The 16,229-nt window shown below is 67.6% G+C and carries 13 protein-coding genes; 3 read left to right on the top strand and 10 right to left on the bottom strand.

The window, feature by feature from the left end; genetic code table 11:
- Positions 1 to 288 precede the first annotated feature (288 nt).
- Positions 289 to 1,461: a radical SAM family heme chaperone HemW gene (hemW, locus tag G6N67_RS37420; RefSeq protein ID WP_036442794.1), complete on the top strand. Its 1,173-nt coding sequence runs from the start codon at positions 289 to 291 to the stop codon at positions 1,459 to 1,461.
- Positions 1,462 to 1,529: 68 nt separating this feature from the next.
- Positions 1,530 to 2,882 carry a salicylate synthase gene (locus G6N67_RS37415; RefSeq protein WP_036442796.1) on the top strand — a complete coding sequence of 451 codons (1,353 nt, stop codon included), beginning with the start codon at positions 1,530 to 1,532 and terminating at the stop codon, positions 2,880 to 2,882.
- Positions 2,883 to 2,938: 56 nt separating this feature from the next.
- On the opposite strand, the gene G6N67_RS37410 is transcribed toward G6N67_RS37415, so the two are convergent.
- From G6N67_RS37410 to G6N67_RS37370, 9 genes are read right to left on the bottom strand one after another with little or no spacing between them, the layout of a single operon-like run.
- Positions 2,939 to 4,354, bottom strand: coding sequence for an APC family permease (locus G6N67_RS37410; RefSeq protein WP_036442799.1), 1,416 nt, complete (start codon positions 4,352 to 4,354; stop codon positions 2,939 to 2,941).
- Positions 4,351 to 5,766, bottom strand: a complete 1,416-nt coding sequence (locus tag G6N67_RS37405) for an amidase (protein WP_036442801.1) — start codon at positions 5,764 to 5,766, stop codon at positions 4,351 to 4,353. Before G6N67_RS37405 ends, G6N67_RS37410 begins: the two co-directional genes overlap by 4 nt.
- Positions 5,767 to 5,769: 3 nt before the next feature.
- Positions 5,770 to 6,738, bottom strand: a complete 969-nt coding sequence (locus G6N67_RS37400; RefSeq protein WP_036442803.1) for an ornithine cyclodeaminase family protein — start codon at positions 6,736 to 6,738, stop codon at positions 5,770 to 5,772.
- Positions 6,735 to 7,217 (bottom strand): thioesterase family protein, encoded by a 483-nt coding sequence (locus G6N67_RS37395; protein ID WP_051579313.1) that lies wholly within the window; start codon positions 7,215 to 7,217, stop codon positions 6,735 to 6,737. Before G6N67_RS37395 ends, G6N67_RS37400 begins: the two co-directional genes overlap by 4 nt.
- Complete coding sequence (locus tag G6N67_RS37390; protein ID WP_036442805.1) at positions 7,217 to 8,176, bottom strand: 3-hydroxyacyl-CoA dehydrogenase NAD-binding domain-containing protein; 960 nt, start codon at positions 8,174 to 8,176, stop codon at positions 7,217 to 7,219. Before G6N67_RS37390 ends, G6N67_RS37395 begins: the two co-directional genes overlap by 1 nt.
- 13 nt (positions 8,177 to 8,189) lie before the next feature.
- Positions 8,190 to 9,008, bottom strand: a complete 819-nt coding sequence (locus G6N67_RS37385) for a carbon-nitrogen hydrolase family protein (protein WP_036443396.1) — start codon at positions 9,006 to 9,008, stop codon at positions 8,190 to 8,192.
- Complete coding sequence (locus G6N67_RS37380; RefSeq protein WP_036442807.1) at positions 9,005 to 9,943, bottom strand: beta-keto acid cleavage family enzyme; 939 nt, start codon at positions 9,941 to 9,943, stop codon at positions 9,005 to 9,007. The genes G6N67_RS37385 and G6N67_RS37380 overlap by 4 nt, the downstream gene beginning before the upstream one ends.
- A gap of 22 nt (positions 9,944 to 9,965) precedes the next feature.
- Positions 9,966 to 12,476 carry a CoA transferase gene (locus tag G6N67_RS37375; protein WP_036442809.1) on the bottom strand — a complete coding sequence of 837 codons (2,511 nt, stop codon included), beginning with the start codon at positions 12,474 to 12,476 and terminating at the stop codon, positions 9,966 to 9,968.
- Entirely contained in the window at positions 12,473 to 13,690 is a 1,218-nt protein-coding gene (locus G6N67_RS37370; protein WP_036442811.1) for an NAD(P)/FAD-dependent oxidoreductase, read from the bottom strand. The genes G6N67_RS37375 and G6N67_RS37370 overlap by 4 nt, the downstream gene beginning before the upstream one ends.
- 112 nt (positions 13,691 to 13,802) lie before the next feature.
- Here G6N67_RS37370 and G6N67_RS37365 point away from each other — a divergent pair, with 112 nt between their 5' ends.
- Complete coding sequence (locus G6N67_RS37365; protein WP_051579314.1) at positions 13,803 to 14,483, top strand: GntR family transcriptional regulator; 681 nt, start codon at positions 13,803 to 13,805, stop codon at positions 14,481 to 14,483.
- A gap of 29 nt (positions 14,484 to 14,512) precedes the next feature.
- Here the strand turns inward: G6N67_RS37365 and G6N67_RS37360 are convergent, their stop codons facing one another.
- Positions 14,513 to 16,177: a (2,3-dihydroxybenzoyl)adenylate synthase gene (locus G6N67_RS37360; protein ID WP_163642457.1), complete on the bottom strand. Its 1,665-nt coding sequence runs from the start codon at positions 16,175 to 16,177 to the stop codon at positions 14,513 to 14,515.
- Positions 16,178 to 16,229 lie beyond the last annotated feature (52 nt).

Below are 16,229 nucleotides of genomic sequence, written 5' to 3'. Positions count from 1 at the left end.
CGCGCTGATCACCGGTTGGGCTGTCCGGCGGCGCAGATCCGGCGGCCAGCTGAATGTATTGGGCGGGCAGATTCCGAAATCAACGCAGGATCAAAGCAGACAGCAACAGCTACATACGCGCTTGAAATCGACATGCCGCCGAGCCACCAGCGCAACGCGGGTGGTGCTGTTACGGACGGTAGTCACGCCCGCCATTGTGCCACGATTGTCGCCACCAGCCCTAACCGGGCCAGATTTGCGCTCAGGGTGAGCAAAAGTCGCCGCTGGACAGTCTGGGAAAATCGAGACATGCCCACCCGGACCGCGCCCGTTGGCCAGCCCGATCTGGCGGCCCAACCGGGCCGGCCGTTCGGCATCTACATCCATGTCCCGTTCTGCGCCACGCGGTGCGGATACTGCGACTTCAACACCTATACGGCCGCCGAGTTGGGGGGCGCCAGCCCGGAGGGCTGGCTGGCCGCGTTGCGGGTCGAGCTGCAGCTGGCCGCAGAACGGGTGGGGACCGTCGAGGTGCAGACCGTGTTCGTCGGGGGCGGCACCCCGTCGATGCTCGGCAGTGCCGGGCTGACCGCCGTGCTCGACGCGGTCCGGGACAATTTCGCGCTCGCTGTCGACGCCGAGGTGACCACCGAGGCCAATCCGGAGTCCACCTCGCCCCAGCTTTTCGCAGCGTTGCGCGATGCCGGTTTCACGCGGGTGTCGCTCGGGATGCAGTCCGTGGTGCCGCACGTGCTGGCGGTGCTGGACCGTACGCATTCGCCGGGGCGTGCCCTGGCCGCCGCCACAGAGGCGGCGGCGGCCGGGTTCGACCATGTCAACCTCGACCTCATCTACGGCACGCCGGGTGAGTCCGACGACGACCTGCTGCGCTCGATCGAGGCCGCCGTGCATGCCGGCGTCGACCACGTTTCCGCCTATTCGCTGATCGTCGAGGACGGGACCGCACTGGCCCGGCGGATCCGCCGCGGTGAGGTCGCCGCTCCCGACGACGACGTGCTGGCCCACCGGTACGAATTGCTGGATGCGCACCTGCGGCAGGCCGGGTTCGACTGGTACGAGGTGTCGAACTGGAGCCGCCCCGGTGGCGAGTGCCGGCACAACCTCGGCTACTGGGACGGCGGCGAATGGTGGGGCGCAGGCCCCGGCGCGCACGGATTTCTCGGGCGCACCCGATGGTGGAATGTCAAGCACCCCAACACCTATGCGCAAACCCTCGCCGAGGGCAGGCTGCCGGTGGCCGATTTCGAGGAACTCGACGCCGACACGCGCCACACCGAGGACGTCATGCTGCGGCTGCGGTTGCGGCACGGCATGGCTCGTCGCGACCTGACCGGCGACGAGTTGGCGCGCGTCGCGAGTCTGGTTGCCGACGGTTTGCTCAGCAATGCGGGGGAGCGGGTGACGCTGACGGACCGCGGCCGGTTGTTGGCCGACGGTGTGGTGCGTTCGCTGCTGGCTTGACGCGGATCACACTCGACGTGTCAGCGTAGTCCGCCCCGTTTAGCTAGGTTAGGCTACATTTACTTCTCGTGTCGAACGTCAGTATCGAGGCCAGTTCCGAGAACGCCGAGTCCATCACGCTTGAGCTGCCGACCGGGGTGAATCCGATCGACCTGGTGTCCGAGTTGGCCCGGGTGCTCCCCGAACGTGCCGGAGAGGACTACGTCGTCTACGAACGCGACGGCGAGTGGACGCTCGCCGTGGGGATCCATGCCGTCATCGAGCTCGACTCCGATGAGTTGCGGGTCGTTCGGGACGGTGTCGTGCAGCGTCAGCCCTGGACCGGCAGGCCGGGCGTGGCATTGGGTGAGGCCGTCGACCGTCTGCTGCTCGAGGCCGACCAGTTGTTCGGCTGGGTGGCCTTCGAGTTCGGCACCTACCGGTTCGGCCTGCAGCAGCGGCTGGCACCTGGCACCCCGCTGGCCCGAATCTTCTGGCCCCGTGCACGTTTCGTGGTTTCCGCAGATTCCGTCCGGCTGATCGGCGCCGACGATCGGCATGCCGAGGCGCTGCGGGCGGTGCTGGCCGACGGCGTCGAGGCCAACCCGCCGGCCACCGCGGTCAACGTCCGCGAGGACGGTTCGGACTATCGCGGCCGCGTGGCAACCGCGATCGCCGAGATTGTCCGCGGGGAGTACCAGAAGGTCATCCTGTCTCGGCGGTTCGACGTGCCGTTCGCCGTGGACTTCCCGGCCACCTACCGCGTGGGCCGGCACAACAACACCCCGGCGCGCTCGTTCCTGCTGCACCTTGGCGGTATCCGGGCGCTGGGCTACAGCCCGGAGCTGGTGGCCGCCGTGCACGCCGACGGCACCGTGCTCACCGAGCCGTTGGCGGGTACCCGCGCGTTCGGCCGGGGCGCCGACAACGATCGCGCGGCGCGCGACGATCTCGAGTCCAATCCGAAAGAGATTGTAGAACACGCTATTTCGGTGCGCACGTCCGTGCAGGAGATCACCGAGGTGGCCGAGCCCGGCAGCGCCGCGGTGATCGATTTCATGACGGTGCGCGAGCGGGGCAGCGTCCAGCACCTCGGTTCGACGGTCAGCGGGCAGCTGCACCGGTCGATGGACCGCATGGACGCCCTGGAGGCGTTGTTCCCGGCCGTCACCGCGTCGGGCATCCCGAAAGCCGAGAGCGTCGACGCCATCCTGCGACTCGACGAGGCGCCCCGCGGTCTGTATTCGGGCGCGGTGGTGACGTTCTCCGCCGACGGCGGCATGGACGCCGCGCTGACGCTGCGCGCGGCCTACGAGTCCGACGGCAAGACCTGGCTGCGCGCCGGTGCGGGCATCATCGCCGACTCCACGCCGGACCGTGAGTTCGAGGAGACCTGCGAGAAGCTCACGACGCTCGCGCCGCACCTGGTGCCGCGCAGCTGAGTTCGTCACAACGGAGTGGCCCTCGGCGTCGAGGGCCACTCCTTGGCGGGGATCGGTCAGTCCGCGGCGGCTCGGTCTTGGATGTGCCTGCGGTACCCGTACATGGCGACCGCGAGGGCCAGCACGCCGAACCCGATCAGTTCTTCTTTCCAGCCGCCGTAGCCGGTGAGCGCCGGATGGGTGACCGCGACGGCGAAGAACGTCAGGTTGAGCAGGGCGAGTACCGCGGTGACGACGTTCCACCAGCCGGGCAGCCGATAGGACCGGTCCGGTGCGATCCCTGACCGCCGCAACAAGAGGTAGCCCGACAACGCGATGACCACGGCGAGGATGTAGCCGAGGTTCGACGCGAAGATCACGCCCACCAGATTGCCGATGAACAGCACGAGCACGATGTTGAGCACCAGCCCCACGGTCATCGCGCGGGCCGGCATGTGCGCCGCGTTGAGCACACCCAGTTGCCGGATCGTCAGGCCGTTGTCGGCCATACCGAACAGGGCACGACCGCTGTCGGCGGTGGCGACCGACATCAGGTTGAACATCGCCAAACACAACACGACGATCGCCAGGCTGCCGGCCCAGCCGAAGAGATCTTCGAACAGTGTGACGTTGAATCCCAGCGGATTTGCCGCGATCTCGGCCTCCCCGACGGTTCCTGCCGCGACAACCGGCATCGCGACGAAGATGAACAACGAACACAACGCTGCGGCGGTCAAGGCCTTCGGGACATCGGAACGGGGGTCGCGGTATTCGGGTGTGAACGTCGCGGCGATCTCGGTGCCGTACACGGTCCAGCCCATCAGGAACAGCCAGACGCACGCGACGATGACGGGTGAGGCCGCACCGGAGCCCAGTGACCACGTGAGGTTGCCCAGGTCCAATTTGCCGGTCAGGATGCTGGCGGCCGCTACCGCCGCCATGACGAATATCACCAGGGCGTTGACGGCGTAACTCACCCGGACGGCGGGCTGGATGCCGAACAGGTTGAGCGCCCACACCAAGACCAACGCGACGACCGCAATCACGTGACCGAGACCAAGCTCGAGTGGACCTACCGCCACGGTGCCGCCGAGACTCGAGAACCACTGGGCCTGAACCAGTTCTCCGATCACGAGCGCGTTGGCGGCAAGTCCGAACGACCAGCCGACCCAGTACCCGGCGGCGGCCAGCGCACCGATCGGACGCGAGACGTTCTTCCACGCTTCGAAGGCGTAGAGGGCCACCCCGCCTGCCTTGTCGGGGAACATCGAGGCCATCTCGGCGTACGAGAAGTTCTGCAGGATGGTGATCGTGGACGAGATCGCGAGCAACGCCACGGCGGCCCAACCGCCCAGCGCGCCCGTCCAGTACCCGATGACGGCCAGCGCGCTGGCCGGGAGGGCGAGCGCCATCGACAGCGCACCCCGCCACGTCATCGTGCGGTCGAAACGGTCCTCGACGGTGTCTCCGCCGGGTTTGGTCTTACTGGTCACGGGCGCGCCTTTCCGCTGTGGAGCCGAACATGGTCGAGCTGCAGGCCGATCTCGAATGCCGTGCGGTCGTCGTACGGACGGGTGACGATCTGCACTCCGGTGGGCACGTCGTTGTCGGCGAAACCGGACGGCACCGCCAGTGCCGGGCATGTGCTCAGGATGTTGAACGCGATGGCAGGGATCGCCTCGAGGTAGAAGTCGAGCGTCGTGCCGCCGACTTCGATGCCGTGGCCGACGTAATCGTCACCGGCGCGAAACCCTCGCGTGGCCACCGTCGGAAGGATGATCGCGTCGTAGCGCTCGAACAGCGGCGCGACCCGGCCCTGCAGCGTCGCCTCGGCGGCCAGGCCGTCGAGGAAGCTGGCGTCGCCGCGTATTTCCGCCGCCCAGCGGGCGAAATCCTTTGCATACGAGGTGATCTGTTCGGGGTGCTCGGCCGCCTCCGCGGTGATCGACTTGCCGAATACGCTGTCGTAGTGGATCGCCGCCGCGCGGATGACATCGGCGCGCGTGAACGGGAGCTCTATGTAGTCGATCTCGGTTCCGAGCGCTTCGAGTGCCGCTCCGATCGCCCTCGTGTTCGTGGCGATCTCGGGGTCGACCGGCCACTGTTCGCCGGGGGCGACCGCCACGCGCCACGAGCGCGGGTCCGTTCTCGCGCCGTCCGGCAGCACGGATGACGGGATGACCGACGTCAGGTCCGACGGATCGGGCCCCGCGATCACCTGCTGCAGAGCCAGGCAATCGGCCACCGTGCGCGCCATGGGTCCGCAATGGCAGTAGCGATCCAGGTTGAACGGCGGGTCCACCGGAACGCGGCCGTGCGGTGGCTTGAAACCGACTGTCCCGCAGAAAGAGGACGGCGTGCGGATCGATCCCGCGAGATCCGACCCGGTGGCCAGGATGGTCATGCCGGTGGCCAGTGCCACCGCCGAACCACCGGACGACCCGCCGGGGGAGTAGGCCGGATTCCATGGATTGGGCGTCACGCCCCACAGCAAGGATTGGGTGAACGCCGCCGACGAGAACTCGGGCGCGGTGGACCTGCCGTGCACGATGGCCCCGGCGTCGACGATGCGCTGCACGAACGACGACGTGTGCGTGGCGGTCACCTCACGATAGATCGTCGATCCTTGGGTCCATGGTTGCCCGCGTACCGGTTCGTCTTCCTTGACCAGTACCGGTATCCCTTCGAGCGGTCGCGCTCCGTCGGGGTCGGTGAGGTACCGATGCTCGGCTTCACGCGCCAGCTCCAGTGCCTCGCGGTCGAACAGGTGCGCAACAGCCTTGTGTTCGTGGTTGAGCTTGTCGATGCGGGCCAAGACATCGGCCAGCAGTTCGACCGGTGACAGGGAGCGGTCCCGGAACGCGGCCAGAATTTCGGCCACGCTCAACGATGTTGGTTCAGTCATGTTTCACCAATCCACGGTGATGCCGAGACCGAGGTCTTCGGCCCGTCGGTAGATCGCCCATGCGGCTGCGGCGTCCTGCACGCCGAGCCCCACGGACAGATAGCTGGTCAGGCCGGATGTCGGCACCCGTACCTGTCCGGTCAGGATCGCGCCGAGTTCGACCACACCGAGATCGCGGCCCTGCCGGGCGGTTTCGACGACGGGCCCGCAGTGGGCCAGCGCGGTCGGCGCGTGATCGACGACTACGGTGCGGCTGCGCAGCAGGGTGTCCGGTCCGATTTCACACCGGTGTTCTTCGAAACAGCCCACGCTCACGACGAGCGCCGATGCGGGCAGGTCGTTCGCGTCGAACAACGGGGATGTGGCCGACGTCGCGGCGATCACGATGTCGGCGCCACTGATGGCCGCGCGCGCCGAGGCTGCCACAGCGACCGGCAGGCCTTCGTCGGCGAGGGCGTCCGCGACTCCGTTGCGCTGCGAGACATCCGGGCACCACACGTGGAACTTGCCGTGTGGAAGCGCGGCGTGCAACGCGCGGATGTGGGCGACGCCCTGCTGTCCGGCGCCCAGCACGGCGATATGCTCGCCGGTCCTGCCCAGGGCCGACACCGCCACCGCGGAGGCGGCGGCGGTCCGGCGTGCGGTGATCGCCGTGCCATCCAGGACGGCGACGGGAACGCCCGTGTCCGGGTGCAGCAGCACCACCGCGGCATGGATCGTCGGCAGGCCCGTCCCGAGGTTCGCCGGGTTCACGCTGCCAAATTTGGAGATCGGCCCGGATTCGCGATCCAGCCTCGCCGCATAGCAGAACACCGTGCTCTGGTCGTCCGCATGGCCGCCGCCGATCTTGTCCGGTTGCCACGCGCGGCCTTCGGCCAGCTTCGTGAACGCCTCGACCTGGCTGGCGTAGGCGAGTTCCAGGTCGAAGACCTCGGCGACGACTCTCGGCCCGAGCAGTTGGAGTCCGGTCATGCGCCACCGTCCCGGACTTGGATCGAGCGACCCGAATCCGTGGGTGGGTCCACTCGGAAGCCCTCGGCGCGCGTGCGAATGTCGTCCGGGAAGGGTGCGACGCGTCCGACCGTCCGGTCCACGTGCAACCCCAGTACTTCCTCTGTGGAGCAGAGCTTTCCGTCCACATAGAGCTCATGCCAGGTGACGATCAGCTTGGCGCCGGCCGTGATTATGCAGTTTCGGATCTCGACCTGGCTGCGGGGCGGAACTTCGGCGAGATAGCGGATGTGTGCCTCCGCGCTGAACACCGCACAATTGCTGGTCCGGCGATAGTCGGCACCCGCGCCGATCTGTTCCAGCACATCGTCGACGGCCCGGCCGAACAACACACCGAAGTAGCCCTCGTTGAGATGCCCGTTGTAATCGATCCACTCATCGATCACGCGGTGATGCGACGGCCTCAGTGCGCCGGCTGCGCCGGTTTCCGCAGTGGTCATCAACCGGCGTCCTTGGCTTGCCGGTTTTCCCGCAAGGCGCGAATGACCGTCAGCATCGCCGAGTCTCGTTGCGCCACGAGCTCGGAAGGGGACAGTCCGTTGCCGAGGTCGCGGCTGCCGTCGATCAGTCGTGCCTTGAGCTCGTCGGTCAGCGGCGGGCTGGCAAGCCTCGACCATGGCGCATCGATTCCGAAGTGCTCGAGGGCGTGGGCCATCCCGCCCTCTCCGCCGGCCAGGTGGAAGGTCACACACGGTCCGATGAAGGGCCAGCGCAGGCCGGGGCCGTCGGTGATGGCCCGGTCGATCTGTTCCACGGTCGCCTCTCCCGCGGCGATCATGTGCAGGGCCTCGCGCCACAGGGCTTCCTGCAGGCGATTGGCGATGAAGCCGGGTACCTCTTTGGTGAGCGTGATGACAGACTTGCCGGTCTCGGTGTAGAACGCGCGGGCCCATTCGACCGTTGTGGGCGCGGTCCGCGTGCCGCCGACGACCTCGACGAGCGGTACCAGATAGGGCGGGTTGAACGGATGACCGACCACGAACCGCTCGGGATGCACTGTGCGGGACTGCATGTCGGTCATGCTGAATCCCGAGGTCGAGGAGCCCACGACGACGTCGGGCCGGCACGCCGCATCGATGCGGGCGAACAGGTCCGCTTTGAGGTCGAGGTGCTCGGGCGCGCTTTCCTGGACGAAGTCGGCTTCGGCGACGGCATCCTCGAGGGTCGCCAGCGTGGTGAGTCGGTCGGGGCTGGCCCCGGGCGCGAGACCGAGTTCGGTCAGCGCGGGCCACGCCGTGTCCACCAGGCGGCGCAGCCGGCTGTCGGCATCAGCCGCGGGATCCCAAGCCCGCACGTCGTATCCGCGGGCCAGGAAGTGTGCGACCCAGCCGCCGCCGATGACCCCGGCACCGATGCAGGTGACGGTGCGGACGTCGGTCGGTGAAGTCTTGAAGTGCATGACAGTTCAATCCCTATCGTTGGGTGTGGTCGTGGAGGTCGGTGTAGAGCGCCGGCCGCCGCTCGGCGAGGTAGGAGAAGCCGCGCCGGGCGGCGGCGACGCGCGACGGGTCGATTGTCGTGATCAACAACGCCTCGACGGCTCCGGCGGTGGCCAGCACCTCGCCGTCCGGGGCCACGACGATGCTGCGCCCGACGTAGTGGGTGGACCCCTCGGTGCCGCAATGATTTACGTACGCCACATGAGTCTGGTTCTCCCACGCCCTGGTCCACAGCAGGTGCTCGTTGATGCCGTCGTACGGTTTCATGTTGGCAGTCGGTACCGCGATGAGGTCGGCGCCGGCCAGGGCCGCGGCCCGCGGGTTCTCCGGGAACTCGACATCGAAGCAGATCATGATCGCCACGCGGACGCCCCGGTAGTCGACCAGGGTGAACGGCCGGTCGCCTGCCTCGAAACGGTCCTTGTCGATGCTCCCGTAGAGGTGGGATTTCGTGTGACGGGCCAGCCTTTCGCCGTCATCGCCGAGGAACACCGCGCAGTTGCCGATCCCGCCGGAGGGCAGTCGTTCCGGCATGCCGACCAGCAGAGCGATTCGGTGCCTGCGGGCAATCTCCCGCAGCCGCTCGGTGACGGTCGAATCGTCTACGACGTGTTCGATTGCGCCACAGTCGTATCCGCTGACAAACATCTCGTCGGTGATGAGGAGATGAGCACCCGAGGTGCTGGCCTGGGCGGCGTGGTCGTCGAGTGCCGAGATGTTGGCGTCGACGTCACCGGGCACCCCCTCGCTCTGCAGGCACGCCACGACGAGCGGATTCGCCGCTGTGGTCATCGATTCGACCGGGTCGAGTACCACGGGCCCAGCTGCGCGCGCAGCTCGGTTGGCGTCGCTATCGGGCGTTCCAGCTGTTCGGCGATGGCCACTGCCGCGGCGACCAACTCGGCGGAATCCACCGCCTGCCTGCGGCGCCGGATCCGTAGGTTGTCCTCGATCCCGACGCGAATGTCGAAGCCTCCCGCCGCGGCGACCGCGGCCATGCGCAGCTGGCCCGGGTAGCCGACGGCCGCCACACTGATGGCCGAGAGGTCGGCGCCGAGGATTCGGTGCGCGGCCTGCTCGAGTGCGAACAGATCCTGAATGCTGCCTCCCGCTCCGCCCAACGTGCCGAGCACGAACTGGATCCGCAGCGGGCCCTGCAAGGTGCCCTCGTCGAGCAGGAACCGCGCCATGTTGAGATGGCCCATGTCGTAGACCTCAAGCTCGGGGCAGACGCCCAGATCGCGGAACGTACTCGCGAAATCACGCATCATCGCCAACGTGTTGATGAACACCACGCGTCCCGAGTTGGCGAGCACATCGCGCTCCCACTGGTGCTTGACATCCGGCCAGCGCTCCTTGGTCGGAAACCCTTCGAAGTTCATGGTGCCCAGGTTCAACGTGGCGATGTCCGGACGGGTGGCGACCACGCCCTGCAAGCGTTCGGCGGCCGTCATGTCGACGGAGCCACCCGTGGTGACATTGATGACCACATCGGACGACGCACGGATGGCACTGACGATGTCGACGAACATGTCGGCGGAAGCGGTCGGCTTTCCGTCGAGTTCGCGTGCGTGCAGATGGACCGACGTTGCGCCGGCTTCGGCCGCGGCGATCGCGGCCGCTGCGATGGCCCCAGGCCCACACGGGACCGCGGGGCTCTGGCTCGGCAGCACGTCACCGCCGGTCACCGCAGCGGTGACCGCGACCGGTTCGTAGGGATTGCGCATGGCTTGCCTTTCTTCGTGGTGCCTAGACGGGTAGATAGGAGCCGGTAGGTGTCCACCGGTCCGCGACGACGCCGGTCTCGATCAGCTCGTCGATCTGAGCTCGGTCGTAGCCGAGACAGGTCAGGATCTCGATCGTGTGTTCGCCGAAGCGTGGTGCAGGTGTGGGGATTTCGATCGGCAGACGGTCGAAGCGCATCGAGTTGGGCGCAGCCAGGTCGACCCAACGCCCGATCGGGTGCTCGTCGTGGCGGATGAACAGCATCGATGAACGGCCAAGCGGAATGTTGCCCGCCGACTCTGCGACGGTGTTGCGCTGCTTCAGGTCCGCGATGTCCTCGACGCGGTGGACGGCAAACGCGGTGCCGTCGAGCACCTGACACCAGTGATCGACGGGTTTGCATTCGAACACCGCAGACAGTTGCTCGACGAGCTCGGCGTCGTCGGCCTCCGTTGGCAGATCGGCGAATTCGCTTATGGTGCGTAGGTGTTCGAGGTCGTCCGAGCGGCCCGCGAGAAACAGCCAACCGTCACTGGCGGGGTAGCAGCGGTATGAAGCACGCTCGCCCTTGGCTGCCCGGCCGCTCGGCTCGTCGAACGGTGCGCGGTTCGGGTGGTCGTACATGAAGGGCACCTGAAGGAACTGTCCGGCCGCAGCCAACGACACGCGCGCGACGTCACTGGTGCCGTGGCGTTGTTGTTGGAGCAACGCGATGACTGCCGCGGCACCACCCAGGAATCCGGCGAGTGCGTCGATCGTGCCCAGATGTGCGTGTTCTTCGGGGGTCTCCGCGCCGCCGAAGCGGGTCATGATGCCGGCACAGGCCTGCACGTTGTCGTCATAGCCGGGAACTTCACTGCGGGGGCCTTGCCGCTGGCCGCCGTAAGCGTCGATGCGGACGATGGCGATGGCTGGGTTGATCGCGCGGATCCGTACCGGCTCGAGCCCGAGCTCGCGCATCTGCCGGGTCACCCCGTTGAACGTGACCACGTCGCTGTTCTCGATCAGCCGGTCGAGGATCTGGCGCCCGGCCGGGGTTTTGAGATCCACCAGCGCACTGCGCTTGCCGCGGTTGGCATTGAGGCCCACCACGATGTTGTGGTACGGGTCGAACGTCGGGACGGTCGGATCGATCTTGGTGACCGTCGCACCGAACCGGGCCAACGTCGAACCGATTGTGGGACCGGCGATCACATTGGTCAGGTCGAGGATCCGCACGCCACGCAACGCCGGGATGGACGGGCCGCGCCGCTCGGGCGGGATGTGTGATTTCCGCGCGTCGAGCGATTCGACGATCGCGGCCCGGTCGGCGTCGGGAACTGGGGCCTGGCTCAGTATCGGTGCGCTCGCCTCGGTCCACACCACCGGGCCGGGCCGGAGCAACCGGCCGTACCGTGGATCGTCGACCTCGACCATCAGGGCGGCCGCGCGGGCATGTTCGCTGTGCATCCACTCGGAGCTGCTGCGGTGTGCCGCACCGGGAATGCGTGCGTTGTCGTACAGCGCCTCCCACTCATCGCTCGTCCTGCTCGCGAACACCGCCTTCATGGGTTCGGCCAACTTGCGAGACCATGCCGCGGACAGTGGATAGGCCAGCAGCGTGCAGTCCTGGCCCGCAGGCCACTGGTCCTGATCGGTGTACGGGTCGTGCAGGGGTATCTCGTCTTTGACGTCGTTCCACAGGCCGAGCTGCTTCAGCGCGGTTGTCGCATGGGTGCGATGCGCCGGGCAGCAGTGGTAGAACATGCGGCCGTCCGCACACCGGAAGCTGCGGTAGAACGGATCGAGGAGCTCTTGCAGTTGCTCATAGCCGAGATCCATCGGTTCACCGCAGCGGCGCCGACGCTCGATCTCGAGCTCACGCTGCGACAGGTAGCGGTCCTGCAGACCGTCGACGCGTAGCGAGTTGTAGGCGAGCCCTTCGAGCACCGCATCTGTCAGTGGCACCTCGATGTGGTCACCCACACCTGAGCTCTCGCGGTCGTACAGCGCCACGGACACCGCGAGCGCGCCCAGCGCCGCCGCGTAAGCGGACGCGAGTGGCAGCGGTGTGTACGACGGATTGATGCCCATCAGCACCCGGTTGAGACCCATGTCGGTGTAGCCGCCGGTCGCCGACAACACGATGCCTTCCCAACCGGGAAGGGCCCGCCGGGGATCGAGGCTCGAAAACCCTGGCATGGACAGGTAGACCAGTCGGGGGTCGGCGGCACGGACCAGATCGGCGCCCAGGCCCAAGTGGTCCATCACACCCGGACGAAAGTTCTCCACCACCACGTCGGCGGAGTCGACCAGTCGCCGGGCCACGGCCTGGTCTCCGGGATCCTTGAGATTCAAGACGATCGACCGTTTTCCGCGGTTCAACGTCGACGTCGCCGGGGAGTCCCACCGTGGCCCACCCGGCGGATCCACCCGGATCACGTCAGCGCCGAGGTCGCACAAGATCATCGCTGTCGCCGGGCCCGCGATGTACTGGCCGAAGTCGATGACGCGAAAACCGCTGAGCGGCTGTATAGATCGGGAATCGCCGGTCACGAAGCTCTCCTTGTCGACATGGTCGTCAGTTGCCGGGCCACCGATCGTGCGGTGGCCGGGGCCAGCGTCATGCCCAAGGTGCCGTGCCCTGAGACGATCGTCAGGTTGGCCATGGCGCGGTGCATGACGGGCAGGCCAGACGCGGTCATCGGCCGTGCATCCCAACGGCATTCGGCTGATGCTGCGATGTGTGCGAGGTCGGGCAACATGCGGTCGGCCGCCGCGCGAAGCGCGGCGAAGGCCGACGGTGGGGGAGCGAGTGCGGCGTTGCCGCCGAACCGCATACCGCCGGTGATGCGCACGGCGGCCTGCGACGCATTCACCACGACGTGGTCGTCGACAGACATCAGGGCTACCCGGGACATCGTCGCCGGTGTCGGCAGTGTGAGGCTCCAGCCGTATCCGGGTTCGATTCTGGGACAATTGATCCCGAACCGCTGGGCCACTTCACTGGTTGCTGCGCCGACGGCGAGGACGACGGCCTCCGCGCGAATGCGCCCCGACGTGGTGACCACGGCGTCCACCGTGTCGCCGACCCGGTCGAGGCCCACCGCGCGGGCGTGCAGCACCCGCGCGCCATGCCTTTCGGCGCAAGCCAGTACGGCTGCGACGGCCGCAGCGGGATCGAGCGATGCGTCGCCCGGGAAGTACACGCCACCGTGGACGTTGGCCGAGATTCGCGGCTCGACCGCGCGGGTCTCGGTATTGGTCAGTATGTCCGCGCGCGCGCCGAGGTTGCGCAATGCCGACACGCTCCGTAGATGTGCGCGCAAGGCAGATTCGGTCCAGGCGACGTGGAGCCAGCCGGTGCGGCGTAGCCCGATGTCGACCTGTTCGGTGTCGACCAGCCGCTGATAGTCGTCGATGCTTCGGACCGCCATGTCGATCAGCGCAGGGGTCACCTTGATGGCCCGCCCAGGCCGTGACGCAATCGCGAACCGCGCGAGCCAGCCCATGGTGGCCAAGGACACCGGGCGGGCAAAGGCTACCGCCGGATCGGGTCCGGCCATCGAGCGCAAACCGGCCCATAACGTGCCCGGATTGGACATCGGCAGGCAGTAACTCGGAACGAGCATCCCCGCGTTTCCCGCCGAGGCGCCGGAGCCCGGCCGTGGGTCCATCACGACCACGTGGTGGCCGGCTTTGGCGAGTTCGTAGGCGGTAAAACTGCCCACGATGCCACCCCCGACCACGACCACTTCCCTGTGATCCATGACTCACCTCCGTGGGTAAGGTATCACACCTTACATCTGAGGTTCGACTGTTTTGGTTACACTCCGACCTGAGATGCCCATCCGGGCGTAGAGGGGGTGCGGAATGGTGGGGATGTCGACATCGCCGACCACGACGGCCGAGGCCGGCCTGACGCGGCACAGCCTGCGCGAGGACGCTCTGCGTGTGCTGCGCGCGCGGATAGTATCCGGCGAGATGGCGCCGGACACCGTGTATGCCGTCGGCCAGGTCGCCGAGGAGCTGAGGGTCTCGATTACACCGGTGCGCGAGGCGTTACTGGCGCTGGCGCGCGACGGCATGGTGGAAATGTTGCGGAACAGGGGCTTTCGTATCCGAGTGATCTCGGACAAGGAACTGGACGACATCATCGACTTGCGCCTGATGATCGAACCGAGTGCGGTCCGCGCGATAGCCGACGGGCGACTGATATCGGATCTGACGGACTTGCGGGAACTTGCCCGACGGGCCGACGACGCGGCCGAGCGGGGCAACTGGACCGAGTTCCTCGACGCCGACCGTGACCTGCACCTGAAGCTGCTGGGCAGCCTTGACAATCCTCGCCTGCTGACGGTCGTGAGCCAACTGCGCGATCAGAGTCGGCTGTACGGGTTGGACAAGGTCGCGGGCACCGAGGCGTTCCGGCACTCGACTCGTGAGCACGCCGCGATCCTCGACGCCGTTGCGGCGGGGGAAGGTGAGCGTGCCGAGGCGTTGGTGGCTCAACATATTCGGCACGCCCGCGGGGTCTGGGCGGGAAACGACGAAGCCGGCTGACCGGTTCCGCGCCGCCGCGACCGCCCCGCCTACCGCGTCAACTGCGCGAGGATCGCTTTCTTGTCGATCTTGCCGACCGCGGTGGTCGGCAGCGTCGTCATCGGCACCAGGACGTCCGGCCGGGAATGTGATGCCACGCCGCGCTGCTCGAGGTGGGTGTGGAGCTCGGCCAATGACACCGGGCTTCCCGCGAAAACCACAGCAGCGCAGATCTTCTCACCCAGGTACTCGTCGGGTAGCGGCACCGCGGCGGCCGACCAGATCGCCGGATGGGTGAGCAGGTGCTCCTCCAGGTCGAGCGCTGACACGTTCTCGCCACCGCGCAGGATGACGTCTTTGACCCGGCCCGTCACCTCCAGGTAGCCCGCGAGCGGGCCGTCGGCGAATCGGCGCACGCGGTCGCCGCTGCGATAGAACCCGTCGGGCGTGAAAGATCGTTCGTTGGCGGCCGCCGCGTTGAAATAGCCGTTGATCGTGTACGGCCCGCGCACCAGCAGCTCACCCTCCTGGCCGGGCGCCACGTCATTTCCGTCCTCGTCGACGACGCGTACCTCGTCGGCGGGCGACAGCGGCCGGCCCTGGGTGGCGTCGAGCACTTCGGTCGCGTCGCCGATCCTGGTGTAGTTGAGCAGGCCCTCGGCCATGCCGAACACCTGCTGCAGTCCCGGGGTGAGGGCAGCGCGCACCAGCCGCGCATCGGCGGCGCCCAGCTTGGCCCCGCCCACCTGGAGCAGGCGTAACGTCTTGGGCGCCAACGGTTCCCAATCGCAGGCCTGGGCCCACAACTTGGCCAGGGCAGGCACCAGCGCGGTGACGGTGACACCGTGGCGGTCGATGGCCGCGAACGCGGACTCGGGGCTCGGGTCGGCGGTGAACACCGTCGTGGCGCCGACGCTCAGTGCGCCGAGCAGGCCCGGGCAGGACAACGGGAAATTGTGCGCCGCGGGCAGCGCGACCAGGTACACGTCCTCGCCGGTCAGCTCGCACACCGCGGCGCTCGCGGTGCAGTTGTACAGATAGTCGTTGTGCGTGCGGGGGATGAGCTTGGGCGCCCCCGTCGTGCCGCCGGACACCAGCAGCAGCGCCGGTGAGGCCGGGTCGGGATCGATCTCGGGGGCCGGGTCCGACGATTCGCGGGACACCGCCGTCCAGGACCGGAACTCCGCCGGCTCACCGTCGACCAGCACGTGGCGGACCGTGGGGTGCGCCTCGACGAGTTGGCGCGCCATGTCGCGGTAGTCGAAGCCGCCCGCGGAATCGGCGATCACGAGCGCTACCGCCTTGCTGACCTCCGCGAAATGGGTGAGCTCGGCCAGCCGGTGCCCGGGCAGGCACATCACCGGGACCGCTCCGGCGCGCAACAGCCCGAACAGGGCAACGGCGAACTCGGCTGAATTGGGCAGCTGCAGCAGCACCCGGTCACCGGGAGCCACGCCGAGCGCGGCGATGCCCGCCGCGGCCCGGTCGGCCAGCGCGTCCAGCTCGGCGAACGTGTGTGCCCCCGCGGGATCGCTCACCGCCGTGCGGTCCGGCCAAGTGGCGGCGGCATCGCGGAGTACCGAGTCCAATCGACGGTCGCTCCAGTAGCCCGCTTGTCGGTAGGAGTGCGCCCGCTCGGTGGGAAACGGCGTGAATCCTTGCTGCAAGGTCGACTGAGCTGCGGTTACGGCCGGTTGGCCAGTGGTCGGCGTCACGAAGAGACCCCTCGGGTAGGCGTGTTCGGTTACCCGAATATAGGGTAGGTTC

Source organism: Mycolicibacterium mageritense (assembly GCF_010727475.1).
Lineage (GTDB): Bacteria > Actinomycetota > Actinomycetes > Mycobacteriales > Mycobacteriaceae > Mycobacterium > Mycobacterium mageritense.
Note: the sequence above shows the minus strand (reverse complement) of the source record. Positions and strands in the feature narration are given on the sequence as shown.

Coding starts and splice junctions, on each gene's coding strand:
- hemW (WP_036442794.1), top strand. CDS start 289: ATGCCCACCCGGACCGCGCCCGTTGGCCAGCCCGATCTGGCGGCCCAA.
- G6N67_RS37405 (WP_036442801.1), bottom strand. CDS start 5,766: ATGACTGAACCAACATCGTTGAGCGTGGCCGAAATTCTGGCCGCGTTC.
- G6N67_RS37400 (WP_036442803.1), bottom strand. CDS start 6,738: ATGACCGGACTCCAACTGCTCGGGCCGAGAGTCGTCGCCGAGGTCTTC.
- G6N67_RS37395 (WP_051579313.1), bottom strand. CDS start 7,217: ATGACCACTGCGGAAACCGGCGCAGCCGGCGCACTGAGGCCGTCGCAT.
- G6N67_RS37390 (WP_036442805.1), bottom strand. CDS start 8,176: ATGCACTTCAAGACTTCACCGACCGACGTCCGCACCGTCACCTGCATC.
- G6N67_RS37385 (WP_036443396.1), bottom strand. CDS start 9,008: ATGACCACAGCGGCGAATCCGCTCGTCGTGGCGTGCCTGCAGAGCGAG.
- G6N67_RS37380 (WP_036442807.1), bottom strand. CDS start 9,943: ATGCGCAATCCCTACGAACCGGTCGCGGTCACCGCTGCGGTGACCGGC.
- G6N67_RS37370 (WP_036442811.1), bottom strand. CDS start 13,690: ATGGATCACAGGGAAGTGGTCGTGGTCGGGGGTGGCATCGTGGGCAGT.
- G6N67_RS37365 (WP_051579314.1), top strand. CDS start 13,803: ATGTCGACATCGCCGACCACGACGGCCGAGGCCGGCCTGACGCGGCAC.